This window comes from Klebsiella sp. YJ (assembly GCF_002108615.1).
Taxonomy (GTDB): domain Bacteria; phylum Pseudomonadota; class Gammaproteobacteria; order Enterobacterales; family Enterobacteriaceae; genus Klebsiella; species Klebsiella planticola.
In genome coordinates this window covers 242451-258897 of record NZ_MTEG01000005.1, presented here as the reverse complement: position 1 = coordinate 258897, position 16447 = coordinate 242451, and the positions used below count along the sequence as shown (strand labels likewise).

At 54.3% G+C, this 16447-nt stretch carries 12 protein-coding genes; 3 read left to right on the top strand and 9 right to left on the bottom strand.

What is annotated here, in order from left to right; translation table 11 throughout:
• Positions 1-10: 10 nt before the first annotated feature.
• The 5 genes from mglA to folE form a co-directional block, all read right to left on the bottom strand.
• Positions 11-1531: a galactose/methyl galactoside ABC transporter ATP-binding protein MglA gene (gene mglA / locus BV390_RS07085; protein WP_004864767.1), complete on the bottom strand. Its 1521-nt coding sequence runs from the start codon at positions 1529-1531 to the stop codon at positions 11-13.
• 177 nt (positions 1532-1708) lie between these two features.
• Positions 1709-2707: a galactose/glucose ABC transporter substrate-binding protein MglB gene (mglB, locus tag BV390_RS07080; RefSeq protein ID WP_004864769.1), complete on the bottom strand. Its 999-nt coding sequence runs from the start codon at positions 2705-2707 to the stop codon at positions 1709-1711.
• Between the two features lie 293 nt (positions 2708-3000).
• The gene (gene galS, locus BV390_RS07075; protein WP_032686708.1) at positions 3001-4023 is read right to left on the bottom strand and encodes an HTH-type transcriptional regulator GalS; all 1023 of its coding nucleotides are present in this window, start codon (positions 4021-4023) and stop codon (positions 3001-3003) included.
• Between the two features lie 155 nt (positions 4024-4178).
• Positions 4179-5336 carry a DUF418 domain-containing protein YeiB gene (gene yeiB, locus BV390_RS07070; protein ID WP_032686707.1) on the bottom strand — a complete coding sequence of 386 codons (1158 nt, stop codon included), beginning with the start codon at positions 5334-5336 and terminating at the stop codon, positions 4179-4181.
• Positions 5337-5354: 18 nt separating this feature from the next.
• Positions 5355-6023, bottom strand: coding sequence for a GTP cyclohydrolase I FolE (gene folE / locus BV390_RS07065; RefSeq protein WP_004864775.1), 669 nt, complete (start codon positions 6021-6023; stop codon positions 5355-5357).
• Between the two features lie 360 nt (positions 6024-6383).
• On the opposite strand from folE, the gene fghA reads away from it, so the two are divergent.
• Positions 6384-7220, top strand: a complete 837-nt coding sequence (fghA, locus tag BV390_RS07060; protein WP_032686706.1) for an S-formylglutathione hydrolase — start codon at positions 6384-6386, stop codon at positions 7218-7220.
• A gap of 76 nt (positions 7221-7296) precedes the next feature.
• On the opposite strand, the gene BV390_RS07055 is transcribed toward fghA, so the two are convergent.
• The 4 genes from BV390_RS07055 to yieE form a co-directional block, all read right to left on the bottom strand.
• Positions 7297-8820, bottom strand: coding sequence for an EAL domain-containing protein (locus BV390_RS07055; RefSeq protein ID WP_032686705.1), 1524 nt, complete (start codon positions 8818-8820; stop codon positions 7297-7299).
• A 425-nt stretch (positions 8821-9245) separates the two neighbouring features.
• Positions 9246-11219, bottom strand: coding sequence for a catecholate siderophore receptor CirA (gene cirA / locus BV390_RS07045; protein WP_032686703.1), 1974 nt, complete (start codon positions 11217-11219; stop codon positions 9246-9248).
• Positions 11220-11524: 305 nt separating this feature from the next.
• Positions 11525-12994: an amino acid permease gene (locus BV390_RS07035; RefSeq protein ID WP_032686702.1), complete on the bottom strand. Its 1470-nt coding sequence runs from the start codon at positions 12992-12994 to the stop codon at positions 11525-11527.
• Between the two features lie 191 nt (positions 12995-13185).
• Positions 13186-14052, bottom strand: coding sequence for a DNA-binding transcriptional regulator YeiE (gene yieE / locus BV390_RS07030; protein ID WP_032686701.1), 867 nt, complete (start codon positions 14050-14052; stop codon positions 13186-13188).
• Between the two features lie 342 nt (positions 14053-14394).
• On the opposite strand from yieE, the gene BV390_RS07020 reads away from it, so the two are divergent.
• Complete coding sequence (locus BV390_RS07020; protein ID WP_032695440.1) at positions 14395-15444, top strand: YeiH family protein; 1050 nt, start codon at positions 14395-14397, stop codon at positions 15442-15444.
• 93 nt (positions 15445-15537) lie between these two features.
• Positions 15538-16395: a deoxyribonuclease IV gene (nfo, locus tag BV390_RS07015; protein ID WP_004864792.1), complete on the top strand. Its 858-nt coding sequence runs from the start codon at positions 15538-15540 to the stop codon at positions 16393-16395.
• Positions 16396-16447: the final 52 nt, after the last annotated feature.

Below are 16447 nucleotides of genomic sequence, written 5' to 3'. Positions count from 1 at the left end.
GCCCCTGCTCTTAAAGATGCAACGACGCAAGACGTAAAATTTCGTTCTGCGTAGTAGTTTTTGTCTCAACAATTCCGGCAACAAGACCGTTGCTCATAACCAGAATACGGTCGGTAATACCCAGCAGCTCCGGCATCTCGGAGGAAATAATGATGATCCCTTTATTTTTCTTCGCCAGCTCAGCAATCAGCTGATAAATTTCGAACTTCGCGCCAACATCAATCCCGCGCGTGGGTTCATCAAGCATCAGAATTTCCGGCTGGGTTAAAAGCCAGCGACCAATAATAACCTTTTGCTGGTTACCACCGGACAACGAACCAATTTGCGTATGCTGGCCGGGGGTTTTCACGCGCATCGAGTCAATCACCCACTGGGTATCGCTTTTCATGCGGGAATTGTCCAGCAGACCCACCTTGTTTTTATATTTCTTAATATTAGAGATCAGCGAGTTAAAGCCGATATCCAGATAAGCATAAATACCGGTGGAACGGCGTTCTTCGGTGACTAACGCAAAACCATGGTTAATTGCTTCATTCGCGCTATGGTTATTGATCTTCTTGCCGTGCAGCGTAATCGTGCCGCCTGATTTTTCGCGGATCCCGAAAAGTGTTTCGACAATATCGGTACGCTTCGCTCCCACCAGCCCGGCGATACCGAGGATCTCTCCTTTTCGCAGATCGAAGGAGACATCGCGAATCGATGGCTGACGCAGCGAGGTCAGGTTGCGCACTTCCAGAATGGTTTCACCCGGCGTATTGTGCTTCTCCGGGAAGCGCTGGGTTAACGAGCGCCCCACCATCATGGCGATGATCTTATCCATATCCAGGCCTTCCAGCGGCTGGGTGGCAATCCACTGACCATCACGCAAAATCGTTATTTCATCGCACAGCTGGAAGATCTCTTCCATCTTGTGAGAAATATAGACAATACCGCAGCCGCGTTCTTTCAGCTTACGGATAATCTTAAACAGGTGATTAACTTCTTTCTCCGTCAGTGATGACGTAGGCTCATCCATAATGACAATTTTCGCGTCATAAGAAAATGCCTTGGCGATTTCAATCATCTGCATCTGCGATACTGATAACGTGCCGACGCGGGCGCGCGGATCGATATCAATATCCAGTTCATCAAATATCCCCTTGGTATCGCGATACATTTTTTCCTGATCGACAAACACGCCTTTAGTGGGATAACGCCCCAGCCACATGTTGTCCATCACCGAACGTTGCAATACCAGGTTTAACTCCTGGTGAACCATAGAAATACCGTTTTCCAACGCTTCTTTCGCTGAATGGAAATCGATCTCTTTTCCCTGAAAAAGAATACTACCGGAATCTTTTTGATAGATTCCAAAAAGGCATTTTAATAATGTCGACTTACCTGCACCGTTCTCTCCCATTAATGCATGAATAGAATGAGGACGGACTTTCAGATTGACATTATCGAGTGCCTTGACGCCAGGAAACGATTTGTTGATATTGCTCATTTCCAACAAGAATTCGCCTGACCGTTCGCTATTATTGCTGACCATAGTTATACCTGGCTGCGTTCATGCACACCCCTACCGACGCATACGCGTCGCCATCAGGGTCGGGTTCTGTATCAGGAATAATCGGGCGTGAATATCCGGGATATTTCAGGTTGCCGCCGCCTTCGCTTTTCGGCAACCCGACCTGTTCCGGGAGAACTCACGCCCGTAACTCAATAATTATTTACCGATAAACTGGCTCAGATTGTCTTTATCTACGCCAACATAAGGTACGCGGACGATCTTATTCTCAATCTTCCAGTTAGTACCCGCTGCCGCTTCTTTACCATCGGCCAGGTTTTTCGCCAGATCGAAGGTCGCCTTCGCCTGGTTGTTAGCATCGTTCAGCACCGTACCGGCCATAGCGCCAGATTTTACCAGCGCCAGCGCTTCAGGCAGGGCATCGACGCCGAATACCGGAATGCTGCTCTTATTGTGGGCCTTCAGCGCTTCAACCGCGCCCATTGCCATCGCATCGTTGTTGGCGATAACCACTTCAATTTTGTTAGCGTTCGGACCAGACAGCCAGGCATCCATCTTATCTTTCGCCTGAGCGGTATCCCACATCGCGGTGTCCATCTGCAGCTGCTGAGTCTTCAGACCTTTGTCATTCAGCTCTTTCACCACGTAGGTGGTACGCGCTTCAGCATCCGGGTGGCCCGGCTCGCCTTTCAGCAGGACATACTGAATCTGACCGTCTTTGTTCAGATCCCAGTTCGGATTGGCTTTCCAGTGCTTGGCAATCAGGTCGCCCTGAATAATCCCGGACTCTTTGGAGTCAGTACCGACGTAGAAGGCTTTGTCATAGCTGTCCAGCGCTTTGCGGGATGGCTCTTTGTTAAAGAACACCACCGGTACGTTCTGGCCGCGCGCTTTTTCGATAACGGTGCCAGCCGCTGCCGGGTCCACCAGGTTAATCGCCAGCGCCTTCACCCCTTTTGCCAGCAGGACGTCAATCTGATCGTTCTGTTTGGACTGGTCATTCTGCGAGTCATTCATCAGCAGCTGAACGTCCGGCGCTGATTTGCCGTCTTTCTCAATCGCCTTGCGCACGACCGACATAAAGTTGTCGTCATATTTATAAATGGTTACGCCGATGCGGGTATCCGCTGCGTGTGCCGCGGCGCCAAATAACATGCTAGCCATAACAGCAGACAGGGTTAACACCTTCTTATTCATGGAATCTCCGGTTTTATTATGCAGGGTCGTTGGTGTGAAAATAGCTGGCGGGGACTTGTTACATTAGTGTTACCGCACAACAACATTCACGACTGTAAATTCTGTCTTCCGTGTAGGGTAACGCTCCAGAAATACGACTTAATTAAGCGTTTAGCGCCTTATTCCTACGGTAAAAGTGATTAATCACCGTGACATAGTGGTTCAGACTGGTAAACGAGGCCATCATAATCAGTTGAATGTTAATATACTGTGAATTTACTCACAGATTGAAAGCGGTTACATAAGGCACATCATCAGTTAGTGATCGGCCCCGCAATTTGCCGCGGCATCACCGAATGACGGCGCACCAGCGTTGGCATAAAGCAATGACGCGCTTCATGATCCAGTTTGCCTGCCGCCCCCAGCAGCGCCAGCTCCGTTGCCAGCTTCGCCATTGACATAACAGGATAGCGCACGGTCGTCAGCTGTGGGTCGGTGTAACGAGAAATCGGGATGTCGTCAAAACCGATCAGCGACAAATGCTGCGGTACCGCAATGCCGTTATCTTTGAGCGTCGTCAGCGCCCCGGCCGCCATGCTGTCATTGTAGGCAAAGACCGCGGTCAGGCCTAAATTGCGCCCCAGCAGCTCAACCATAGCCGCTTCTCCGCCCTGCATATCCGGCGTGCCCGAGCCGATCCAGCTGTCTGGCGCGATAATGTTTTGTTCCTGTAACGCCTTAATCCACCCTTCCCGGCGCATATCGTCATCTTCAATGCCATGGTTTGAGGAGAGGTAGCCTATTCGCTGGTGGCCGTGGTTCAGCAGCATCCGTGTGGCCATCAGCGCCCCGCTGACGTTATCCAGCCCCACGCAGCGGTGCGCGTAGCCGGGCACAATGCGGTTAATCAGCACCATCCCCGGGATATGCTCCATGAAGTCGCCAAGCTCTTCATCGCTGAGGGCTTTGGAATGTACGATAAGCGCGGAACAGCGCTGGCGAATCAGTACCTCGATGGCATGACGCTCTTTTTCCGCCTCATGGTAGCTATTGCCGATCAACACATATTTCTGGTGCTGCTGAGCGACCGTATCCACCGCTTTGACCAGCGCGCCGAAAAAGGCATCCGACACATCCATCACCACCACGCCAATGGTGTCGCTGACCTGTGTCGCCAGCGCCTGCGCGTTGGCGTTCGGCCGGTAGCCCAGCTGCGTTACCGCTTTCATTACATTTTCCCGCGTATCCGGGCTCACCAGCGCGCTGTTGTTCAGCACGCGCGAGACGGTCGCCACGGAAACGCCCGCCTGACGGGCGACATCACGAATGGTGATCATGCTTACCGCCCTTAAGAGAATTGCAATACGTCACACCCACCTCCTGTGTTCAGCAAGGTGGCTATTCTGGCAGCGACGTGCTGCACGCTACGTGAGTGATGTCACAAGCCTGGAAACGGTTACATCCGTTTTGTTAATGATTGTGATCGAGATCGTTATCTGGATGTGTTTTTTAGTGATGTCCCCGACGCACGCAGGGTCAACTGACGCCACAGCCATTCCACCGGCCCCTGACGGAAATGGCGTAGCCAAAAGAGAGAGAAGGTCATATTTACCGCCCAGACCGGGACAACGAAAGCCAGCAGCTGCAGGCGGTCAAACTTCATAAACAGGCCAAAACGGTAAAAAATAGTGGTGCAGATCAGCGTTTGCAGCAGATAGTTGGTAAGCGCCATCCGCCCGACGCAGGCGATAGCCCCCACCAGCCGCAGCCTGCACAGCTGCGGCCAGAAGCCCCATGCCAGCGAGGCATAGCCTATTGTCTGCAGCGGCGCCCCCAGCTCGCGAGGAGCCTGTAACAGGAACGCACACCAGCGAGGATTCCACCCCAGATGCCACTGGGCAAAAATAGCCGGCAGATTGACGACCATGCCGGCGACAATCAGCAGTGCGCCGGTGCGGCGATAGTGGCTGAGGCTAAACTGCCCTTTTAACCAGCCGCTGCGCATCAGCGCCGCGCCCATCAGCATCATCCCCGCCAGCTGCCAGCCGTACTGCGCCCCCAGCGCCAGCAGGTTATCAGAGAGCATATCGGCACGGTTGCTGACCGCCTCCAGCCCACCGTTCAGCTTCCAGTATTGCTCATACTGTAAATTCGCCGCATCGGGCACCCATGAACGGTTTGGCGCATCGCCAGAAATCACACCAAGCAGCACGAGTACCGCAACACCGATGACGTAGAGCACGACGCCGGTGTTAAACAGCGATTTGATGTGATGCGCATCGCGCACCATGCGCCACGCCACCAGCCCCACTAGCGCATAGGCCAGCAGGATATCGCCATCCCAGAAAAACAGACCGTGGATAAAACCCAGCAGCGCCAGGAGCGTGAGGCGCGACTGGATCCAGCGCTTGCCGCGAGGCAGCAGCATCTGTAATCCGGCGCCAAACAGCAAGGCAAACAGCGTCAGGAATTTGACCTGCGCAAACAGATCGAGAATCGCCCAGGTCCAGGCGTCACTGAGGGAAAGGCTCCCGGACCACGCCGGGTTAAGGTAGGCGGCCTTCGGCAAGCCGAAGGCGCTGATATTGAGAAGCAGGATCCCGAGGATGGCGACGCCGCGCACAAAGTCCAGCGTGACATTTCGCTCCATCTGCCCTGCTCCGTATTTTTAGTTGTGGTGACGTACGGCGCGCAGGAACTCCTGGCGAGTATTCTGACTGGATTTAAACAGGCCGCCCAGTGAGGTCGTCGTCGTGGCGCTGGTGGCATCACGGATACCGCGCGCTTTGACGCAGTAATGCACCGCATCAATGGATACCGCAACGTTGCTGGTGCCCAGCAGCGTCTGCAGCGCCGTTAAAATCTGCTGAGTCAGTCGCTCCTGCACCTGCGGGCGCTGAGAGAAGAACTGCACGATACGGTTGATTTTCGACAGGCCGATGACCGAATCTTTCGGGATATAGGCTACCGTCGCTTTCCCATCAATAGTGACAAAGTGGTGTTCACAGGTGCTGGTCAAGGTAATATCGCGCACGGTTACCATTTCATCGACCTGCATCTTGTTTTCGATAACGGTGATTTTTGGGAACCTGGCATAATCCAGCCCGGAAAAAATCTCATCGACGTACATTTTCGCGATGCGTCGTGGCGTTTCCATCAGGCTGTCATCAGTTAGATCAAGATTCAGCAGTTGCATAATCTCGGTCATGTGTCCGGCAATCAAGCTCTTGCGAGTTTCATTATCAATTTCTTGTACTGGCGGACGCAGCGGCGTCTCCAGCCCACGAGCGACCAGCGCTTCATGAACGAGTATGGCTTCTTTACTCAGTGCTGACATTTAGGTTCTCCTGCAGGTGTGGCGCTCTTTGCTCTTCTGCGGGCAAAGTTTGCATTCATTGTGCGTGAGGTGGCGCACATAATCTAGTAGCCGAAACGATAATTATTGAAATTTGCGTGAGCTATTGATCCCTCGCGACGGGCCCCGCCTGCCGCTGATTAAACTCGCCCTGTCCGCCTTTCACTCAGCCGCTTACCGCTACGCGGTATTGCGCCGTTTCCGGCGGGCGGGCATGTTGGCTAAAAGTTGCATTAATGATGCAATATGTTCCTCAAGGGAGGAAGTGAAAGTTGCTCACAGGTAGATGAAATATCTGTATTATGACCTGACACCCGCATTTACCTTCCTGAGGAGCCCTGCATGGAATTGCTTGAAGAGCATCGCTGTTATGAAGGTCGGCAGCAACGCTGGCGGCACGACTCCAGTACCCTGAACTGTGCAATGACGTTCAGTATTTTTTTACCTCCCCTGCGCGATGAGACTCCGCCGCCGGTGCTCTACTGGCTGTCAGGCCTGACCTGCAATGATGAAAACTTCACCACCAAAGCGGGCGCCCAGCGTGTCGCCGCCGAACTCGGCCTTGTGCTGGTGATGCCGGATACCAGCCCTCGCGGCGATGATGTCGCCGACGATACCGGCTGGGATCTGGGCAAAGGCGCAGGTTTTTACCTGAATGCCAGCGAAGCACCGTGGTCTGCGCATTTCCATATGTACGACTACCTGCGTGACGAACTGCCGCAGCTCATCCGTTCGCAGTTTAACGTCAGCGAGCGCTGCGCAATCAGCGGTCACTCGATGGGCGGACACGGCGCGCTGATCATGGCGCTGAAAAACCCGGGCCGTTTTACCAGCGTTTCCGCTTTCGCGCCTATCGTTAACCCTGCGCAGGTTCCCTGGGGGCAAAAAGCCTTCACCGCCTATCTGGGTGCCGATGAGTCGACCTGGCAGGCATGGGACAGCTGCGCATTAATGCAGGCCAGCCAGCCCGATGACGCCATTCCGACGCTGATAGACCAGGGCGATAGCGACACATTCCTCGCGCTGCAGCTGCAGCCGGCGGTGCTGGCGGAGTGCGCGCGGCAGAAAGCGTGGCCGTTAACCCTGCGAATTCAGCCCGGCTACGATCACAGCTACTATTTCATTGCTTCATTTATCGAAGATCATCTGCGTTTTCATGCCCGCTATCTGCAGGCCTGATTTCCTGCCGGTATGCCGCCGCCTCGGTCGCGGCACACCGTTTCCCGCTCGCCCGGCCGCCGTTGCAAGACATGAGTTATTCAACAATCACCGTTTCTTTATTTTTCGACAGCAGTATTTTTATCAGCTCAATATAGGGAACCGGTTTAAAAAAATAATAGCCCTGTAACAGGGTGATATTTTTCCGGTTGAGATAATTCAGCTGTTCTACCGTTTCAACGCCTTCAGCCACAATACGTAATGAGAGCTTGCGCGCCATTTCAAGCACGCAGTCCAGCAGCTTCGTCGATTCATCGAGGCCGTTCACCCGACCGACAAAGCTTTTATCGATCTTTATGTAGTCAATTTTCAAATCATGAAGATAAGACAGCCCTGAATACCCGGTACCAAAATCATCCAGCGCAATCGTAAACCCGCGGGCGTGCAGGGTGTTCAAATTGGCGATCAGCTGCTCATCAACGTGTAGCGGTTCACGTTCGGTGACTTCCAGCACCAGCGTTAAATTTGGCTTGTGGAAACCATCGCGGTATTTCAGACAGTCATCCATAAACTGAGGCGAGCTGATATGTGAAGCGCTGAAGTTGATACCAATATGAAAACCATCGGGCAGTTTGCTGGCGATGTTGTTCATCTGCGCCACCACCTGCGCCATAAGGCTTTGGGTTAAGGGAATAATCAGTCCCGTTCGTTCCGCGAGGGGGATAAATGTTACCGGTGAAATAAGGCCAAGTTGCGGGTGCTTCCATCTGGCCAACACCTCGACGCCATAGATGGCCCCGCTGCGACCATTTACCACCGGCTGGTAAAAAGGCACGATCTCCCCGTTCGCAATGGCTTTACGTAAGTTATCCTCGGGGGTCGTGTATTTGTTCGCATACTTCAGCAGGATCCAGGCCAGGATGCATGCCACGAACAGAATAAAGATCAACAAACCAGCCCCTTGATTAATCATTCGTTTAACACTAAAAACCGCCGGCAGATTGTATTCAATATCAAACATAAATTCGGCCGATCGGAAACGGGCGCTGGAACTGCTGGTTAAGTCGGTGTTTCTGACATCACCTGAAGTTCCGATAGTCCGCTCACCCACCACTAAGGCAAATTGCGTATTCTGTATGTTACTGCTTAACGCATCACGAATATGCACATCGCTAATGCTGATGACGGTTTTTCCGAGCGGAAAACGCGTTTGCCAGGCAAGGATCGGCCGATTGTTCACGGTGTTTCTTGCCGGAACCAGCATTAACCGGGAGTCCGACATATCGTTGAAATTCAACAGCAGGACCCGATTTCCCGGCAGTGAAGAACACCAGATTTTATTGTCTTTAATAATCAAAATTGTTCTGAGGTGCGGTTTGAGCGCCGCCTCCGTCCCAAGCTGAAACTGACCTTCCGGCGTGCAGCCCTTGCTCGCCACATCCAGCGCGGTCGTTGTCGCCTGGCGCGCCTCCTCAAGAATGGCGTCGATTCTTTTCGCGGCATGACGTGCGGCATTGGCACTATTGATTCTTGCGGAGTACCACAGCTGCATATTCAAAATAGACACGCCGACGAGGATAAAAAACAGAGCAACGAAAACAGGGAGGATGACATTGCGCATTATTGTTCTCTGCCAATGGAGATGCGATTAATGAATAACCTCGACGTGCTCCCCATCGAGCGCCATGACGCCAGTCATGTTCTCAATCTTTACCCTGCCCTCTGAATGTGTCCCGGACACCCGCGGAAATAAGCGGTGAATTTTACCACTCACCGTCGAATTTCAGTTCTGAACAAACCTGAGGAAGTCATCCATCCTGATAGAGAATGGGAGCGTCTCTCCCTATAGTGTATACGCCATTTCGCGCCGCGCCTGTTTGGGCGATAGCGGCGCCAGCGTATTGAAAAACATCCGCAAAAACAGATAACCGTCGGCATTCAGGTAACACCGACGGCGGCATAAGGTCTGGCCATCATGATGCAAAGCCGGCCAGACGTTTATCCAGGGGCAGACAGACGTTGCCATCTGCCCTCTTTCTGCGTCGATCAGAAGCGGTAGTCCACGGCCATAAAGTAGCGACGGCCTTCTTCGGTATAGCTATAGTCGTCGCGGCTCAGATCTTTATCCCCCACGTTCAGCACGCCTGAACGCAGCTTCACGCTCTTCGTCACCTGCCAGGCCGCACCGATATCAAACATGGTGTAGCCGCCCGGGGTTTTCGAGGTTGCGCTGACAGCGCGCTGCTCGCCGGTATAATTCGCGGTGACGTAGAAGGACCAGTCATCCAGCGGCTTCCAGTCCAGCGTCCCGTTGGCGGTGTGGAACGGCAGCGATTGCAGCGGTTTATCGCCACCGTTGCTGAGATCGCGGCCATCGTTATAGGTGTAGTTCACCGTCAGCTTCCACTCATCGCCGAACGGCACTTTGACTTCGGTTTCCACCCCTTTGATGCGCGCTTTATTGACGTTGAAGTAGCGGAAGACCGGTACGCGTTTACCGTTTACCGTTTTCCAGCCAACAAAGTTCGGGTAGCCCGGCGCTTCGCTGGCGCTGGAGGTTCGCAGGATATCGATCATATCGTCGACGTTATTCTGGAAGGTGGTCACGCTACCTTCTACGCCATCCAGCAGCCCCTCTTCACCGCGGTAGTAGAGGCCAAGTTCGAAGCTTTCGCTGGTTTCCGGCTTCAGGTCCGGGTTACCAATGATGCTGCACGAGCCACGGCAGGAGTTGGTGGTCCAGTCTGGGTTCAGCTGCAACAGCGACGGCGCTTTAAAGGCCGTAGCCCAGCCGCCTTTTACGGTGACCGTATCGGTTGCGTTATAGACGAGGTAAGCACGCGGACTCCAGTGATCGCCGTAGGTTTGATGGTCGTCCATACGAATACCGGTGGTCAGGGCCAGCGGTTCGAAAATCCGCCACTCATCCTCAACAAACAGCGCGTACTGGCTGGCTGAGGTGGATTTCCCGCCGCTACTCAGATTGACCGGATCTTTCAGTTTATCGTGGCGCCATTCCCCACCGAAGGTCAGCAGCTGGTTAATCATCCCCAGCGGCAGCACGTACTTGCCGTCAACGGCATTGCTTTCAGAGGTGATCGTGCCGTCCTGGCCCGGGTTTTTGTTATCGACTTTTTCGCCATAAAACTTCAGTTCGCTATTACCCACGTCCCAACGGCCGTTATGACTCAGGGAGTAGTTCTGGCGTTCCAGACGGTTGCGGTCGAGGGAGTCGGAATCGCGATCCTGACGATCGAAGCCATAGCCGGCGGTGATGTCCTGGTTATCGGTCGGCGTCCAGGCAAACTCAACGTTGCCATCGCGGCTGGTAAAGCCTTCAATTCGCGGCGTTTCGCCGGCGGCATTGCTGGAGGACTGCGGGTCGTCTTTCGCGCGTTTTGCGAGGTTGCCGTAGGCTTTCATCCCCAGCACGCCGTCAATCAGCGGGCCGCTGGTAAAGAACTGACCGTTGTAAGTATCACCGCGATCGCGATGTTCCTGAATCGTGGTATCGGCGCTCAGGGTCCCGGTCCACTTCTGGCCGACTTTTTTGGTGATGATGTTCACCACGCCGCCGAGGGCGTCGGAACCATAGAGGGAGGACATCGGGCCGCGGACTACTTCAATGCGTTCAATGGCATCGACCGGGATCCAGTTTAAATCGAAATCGTTATGGCGGAAGACCGCGTTGCGCGAGTTGACGCGTTTGCCGTCGACCAGAATCAGCGTATAGCTGCTGTCGAGGCCGCGAATGCTGACGCCCTTGCGGTTATCGCCTTCGTTGGTGAGCTGCACGCCTGGCACGTCACGCAGGACGTCTTTCAGGTTCTGAACCGGGCGGCGCTGCAGATCTTGCTGAGTAATCACGCTGATACTGGCAGGAGCGTCTTTTACGCTCTGTTCAGTCGCCGCGGCGGTGACAACCAGCGTTTCTTCATTCACTTCGGCTACGGCCGGAAACGCCAGCGATACGACGGATGCGCACAATCCCGCCCGGACAAAAGGGTTTAACCTGAACATTCCATATCTCCATGAGGTCTATAACGAATCAAACAAAAGGTGCAATTAACACGTACTGTCGGCGCACCGCTCATTGGCGGTACGCGCGGTCTTTTTTTACAGTTGACGTGGCTGGTCGCCCCTTGCTGGTTGTTCACGACCGGCAAGACAGGGAGATTGGCTTCATCCTGATTTTGATGAGGATGATAAAGATAATGATTTTGATTATCAATAAAATTATGAAGAACTGTATCAATTTGTAAGAGATACAGATATAAAAAAACCCTCTTTAAAAGAGGGTTTTACGGGAACGATTAAAACAAGCGTCAGCCTTTAAATCGCTGCGGGAACTTCATTTCGCTATAGCGGACGAAACGGGTACCTTTTGCCAGCTTATAACCAAACCAGATCACCAGGAACAGCGGGATACCGATATAGGTTGCGGCCACGCCACCCCAGTCGATGGTGTCTTTCAGGAACGCTTCATAGTTCTGGCCGAGCGTGATAATCAGGCACAGCACGAAGGCAAAAATTGGCCCCAGCGGGAAGAACCCTGAACGGTACGGCAGATTGTTCAGATCGTTGCCCTGCAGCACGTAGCCGCGACGGAAACGATAGTGGCTGATGGCGATCCCCAGCCAGGCGATGAAACCGGTCATCCCGGAGGTGTTCAGTAACCACAGGTAAACGGTCTGGTTACCAAACATTGAGCTCAGGAAGCACAGCGCGGCAATCACCGTCGTGGCATACAGCGCATTACGCGGCACGCCGCCACGGGACAGCTTCGAGAAGATGCGCGGGGCTTTGCCATCGCAGGCCAGGGTATAGAGCATACGCGTTGACGCATACATTCCCGAGTTACCCGCCGACAGCACCGCCGTCAGGATAACCGCGTTCATGATTGCCGCCGCAGACAGCAGACCCGCATGCTGGAACACCAGGGTGAACGGGCTGACGGAAATGTCTTTGACGTCATTACGCAGCAGGCTGGGGTCGGTATACGGAATGATCAGACTGATAATCAAAATCGCGAACACATAGAACAGCAGGATACGCCAGAACACCTGCCGTACCGCGCGCGGAATATTCTTTTCCGGATTTTCGGATTCGCCCGCGGCAATCCCAATAAGCTCGGTGCCCTGGAATGAGAAACCGACGATCATTGCGACGCCTATCATCGCGGAGAAACCACCGGCAAACGGCGCGTCATCGATGGCCCAGTTGCTCCAGCCCGCAGGCTGCGCGCCTTTAAAGATACCGACGATCATCATCACGCCGACAACAATAAAGATGATAACGGTGGCCACTTTGATCAGCGAGAACCAGTATTCCGCTTCGCCAAAGCCTTTAACCGAGATCCAGTTCAGCAGGAACATAATACCGAGGAACAGGGCGCTCCAGATCCAACCCGGCGTATCCGGGAACCAGTAGCTCATTACCAGCTGAGACGCCACGAGGTCAACGGCGATGGTCACCGCCCAGTTATACCAGTAGTTCCAGCCCAGCGCGAAGCCAAAGCCCTCTTCGACATAATTCTGACCATAGGTCGCAAAGGAACCAGATACCGGCATATACGCCGCCAGTTCGCCCAGGCTGGTCATCAGGAAATAGACCATCAGACCGATCAGAATATAGGAAAGCAGTGCGCCGCCGGGGCCTGCCTGAGAAATAGTTGCACCAGATGCAACGAAAAGACCTGTACCGATGGAACCGCCAATAGCGATCATGGTCAAGTGGCGCGCCTTCAGTTCACGGCGTAGGCCGGGCGCTTCTGTGGTTTTAGTATCCGAAACCATGTGAAAATGCTATCCATCCAAAAAACGAGGCGCGATTGTAGCAGACGATCCGGGTTCTATCCGGTACAAATGCGAAGTTATAAGAGAGCTTCATGATCGACAATGGATTATTAGTAAAGCACTAATCCCCGGAAATGCCAGTCATAATATGCTGATCTCTCACGATAATACCCTTGCTAACCGCCGATAATTTACACCTGACAGTAGTGCAGAAAACGTTGTAATGCCTTGGAAATATGCTTTTGCCGATGGTGAATCCGCCACAGGGTGCGGGTCAGATTAGGCAGCGGGACCGGCAGTTCAACCAGCGATCCCACCTCCAGCTGTTCGGCGATAACCCGCCGGGAGAGACAGCTGATGCCCAGACCGTGACGCACGGCGTGTTTGATGGCTTCCGAATTGCCGAGCTCCATGCCCAGATGAAACGCCGGCAGGTGCGACAGCAGCAGGTAGTCAACGATTTCGCGGGTGCCGGAGCCATGTTCACGCAGGATCCATGGCGCTTCCGCCAGCCGTTGCAGCGTCACCTCCCCTTCGAGCAGCGGCGAATCCGGCGCAGCGAACACCACGAGTTCATCTTCCAGCCATGGTTCGGCGATAATGTCTGCCGCATGACACGGCCCTTCGATAAGCCCGATATCCACCCGCAGATCGGCTACCGCATTAATCACGTCCTGGCTATTGCCCACGCTCAGCTCCAGCGGCAGGTCGGGAAAATCACGGCGATAGTGGGCGATAATTTCCGGCAGGATATAGTTGCCGATAGTGCTGCTGGCATACACCCGGATCGCGCCATTATCGCCGCGAAACAGCTGTTCAATCTCCAGCGCGCGCTCCAGTAATGCCAGCGCCCGCGGGTAGAGAAGCCGGCCATGTTCGTTCACTACCAGCCGCTTGCCGACGCGGTCAAACAGCTGCACGCCCAGCTGCCCTTCCAGATCGGTCAGCGCCGCGCTGACCGCTGATTGTGAAAGCGCCAGCATCTGTGACGCCTGGGTCGTGGACCCGCTCTTAAGCACCTCAGCAAACACTTCCAGCTGCCGTAGCGTGATATGCATAACTCATCCTGCCTTCATTTGTATGCAGCGTGATTCTCCGACAACCCGCCGATCGTGGGAATGCCACCCAAAACGCGAAAATTTTCGCATATCCCCTGAATAATTCGAGTTGCAGGACAAAACGGTTAACCGTTTTGCCCAGCGCTTGCGCTGGCCCCAAACAGCGTCATGCGGCCAGAGAGCGAGTCCCTGGCGCTTACTGGGGCAAGTGCGCGCAGCCAAGGCTGCATGCAGCTTGAAGTATGCCGGGTATACCACTTATTTCGATTGGTTATAAATATATAATCAATTTTATATTTAAACCAGCACGTCGTAATCTTTACACAGACAAAGGAGAAGGTTATGACAGCACTCACTTTACCGACTAAACATCGCACCCTATGGCATTTTATCCCGGGACTTGCGCTGACCGCCGTTCTGACCGGCGCTGCGCTTTGGGCTGGTAGCTTTTCCGCTATCGCCGGCGCCGGCTTCAGCGCACTGACGCTGGCCATCTTATTCGGTATGGTCATCGGTAACACGCTTTACCCTAAGCTCTGGCAATCCTGTGATGGCGGCGTGATCTTTGCCAAACAGCATCTGTTACGACTCGGCATTATTTTATACGGGTTTCGCCTGACGTTCGCCCAAATCGCCGATGTCGGCGTCAGCGGTATCGCTATTGACGTGCTGACGCTGACCAGCACCTTTTTTATCGCCTGTTACCTCGGGCAGAAGGTCTTCGGCCTCGACAAACATACCAGCTGGCTGATTGGCGCCGGTAGCAGCATCTGCGGCGCCGCCGCGATTCTGGCTACCGAACCGGTCGTCAAGGCGGAAGCCAGTAAAGTGACCGTCGCGGTGGCCACGGTGGTGATTTTTGGTACCCTGGCTATCTTCCTCTATCCGGCGATGTACCCGATGCTGGCGCACTGGTTCACCCCGGAAGCCTATGGCATCTATATGGGCTCCACGATGCATGAGGTGGCGCAGGTGGTGGCCGCAGGACATGCTATCAGCCCGGATGCAGAAAACGCCGCGGTGATTGCGAAAATGCTGCGCGTGATGATGCTGGCTCCGTTCCTGCTGTTTATGGCCGCTCGCGTCAAACAGCTGGCGCCAGAAGGCCAGGGAGAAAAAAGCAAAATCACCATTCCGTGGTTTGCCATCCTGTTCATTCTGGTGGCGGTGTTTAACTCTTTCCACCTGCTGCCAAAACCGGTCGTCGACATGCTGGTGACGCTCGATACCGTCCTGCTGGCGATGGCGATGGCCGCGCTGGGGCTGACCACTCACGTCAGCGCGCTGAAAAAAGCCGGTGCTAAACCGCTGCTGATGGCCCTGGTCCTGTTCGTCTGGCTGATCGTCGGCGGCGGCGCCATCAACCTGGTGATTCACAGCCTGATGGCCTAACCCGCTCGTGTGAACGCCCGCATTCGTTGATGTAACTCTGCAGTTAAGCCGCTATCATTACTCTCCACCCAGCGGCTTAACTGGAGCTTTTTTATGAAATACATTGGAGCGCACGTCAGCGCCTCCGGCGGACTGGCCAATGCAGCCATTCGCGCCGCGGAAATCGACGCCACCGCCTTCGCGCTGTTTACCAAGAACCAGCGGCAATGGCGAGCTGCCCCACTCAGCGACGAAACGATTGCTGAATTCAAAGCCGCCTGCGAAAAATACCGCTTTGGTCCTGGACAAATCCTGCCGCACGACAGCTACCTGATTAACCTCGGCCACCCGGTTGAGGAGGCGCTGGAAAAATCGCGCGATGCCTTTATTGATGAACTGAGCCGCTGCCAGCAGCTCGGACTGACGCTGCTCAATTTCCATCCCGGCAGCCACCTGCAGCAGATACCGGAAGACGAGTGCCTGGCGCGTATTGCCGAGTCCATTAATATTGCGCTGGCTAAAACCGAAGGCGTGACCGCAGTCATTGAAAATACCGCCGGCCAGGGCAGCAACCTCGGCTTTCAGTTTGAACACCTGGCCGCCATTATTGACGGCGTGGAGGACAAATCCCGCGTCGGCGTCTGTATTGATACCTGCCACGCCTTTGCCGCCGGTTATGACCTGCGTAGCGCAGAAGCGTGTGAGAAAACCTTCGCCGACTTCGAACGCATTGTCGGTTTCCGCTATCTGCGCGGCATGCACCTCAACGATGCCAAAAGCGCCTTCGGCAGCCGCGTTGACCGCCACCACAGCCTGGGCGAAGGCAATATCGGCCACGACGCTTTCCGCTGGATCATGCAGGACAGCCGCTTCGATGGTATCCCGCTGATTCTGGAAACCATTAACCCGGATATCTGGGCCGAAGAGATTGCCTGGCTGCGGGCGCAGCAAACGGAAGAGGCCTCGGCCTGACGCCGGCCGGGTGAAACGTACCGCTATGTAGATACGTAGAATAGAAAAGGGC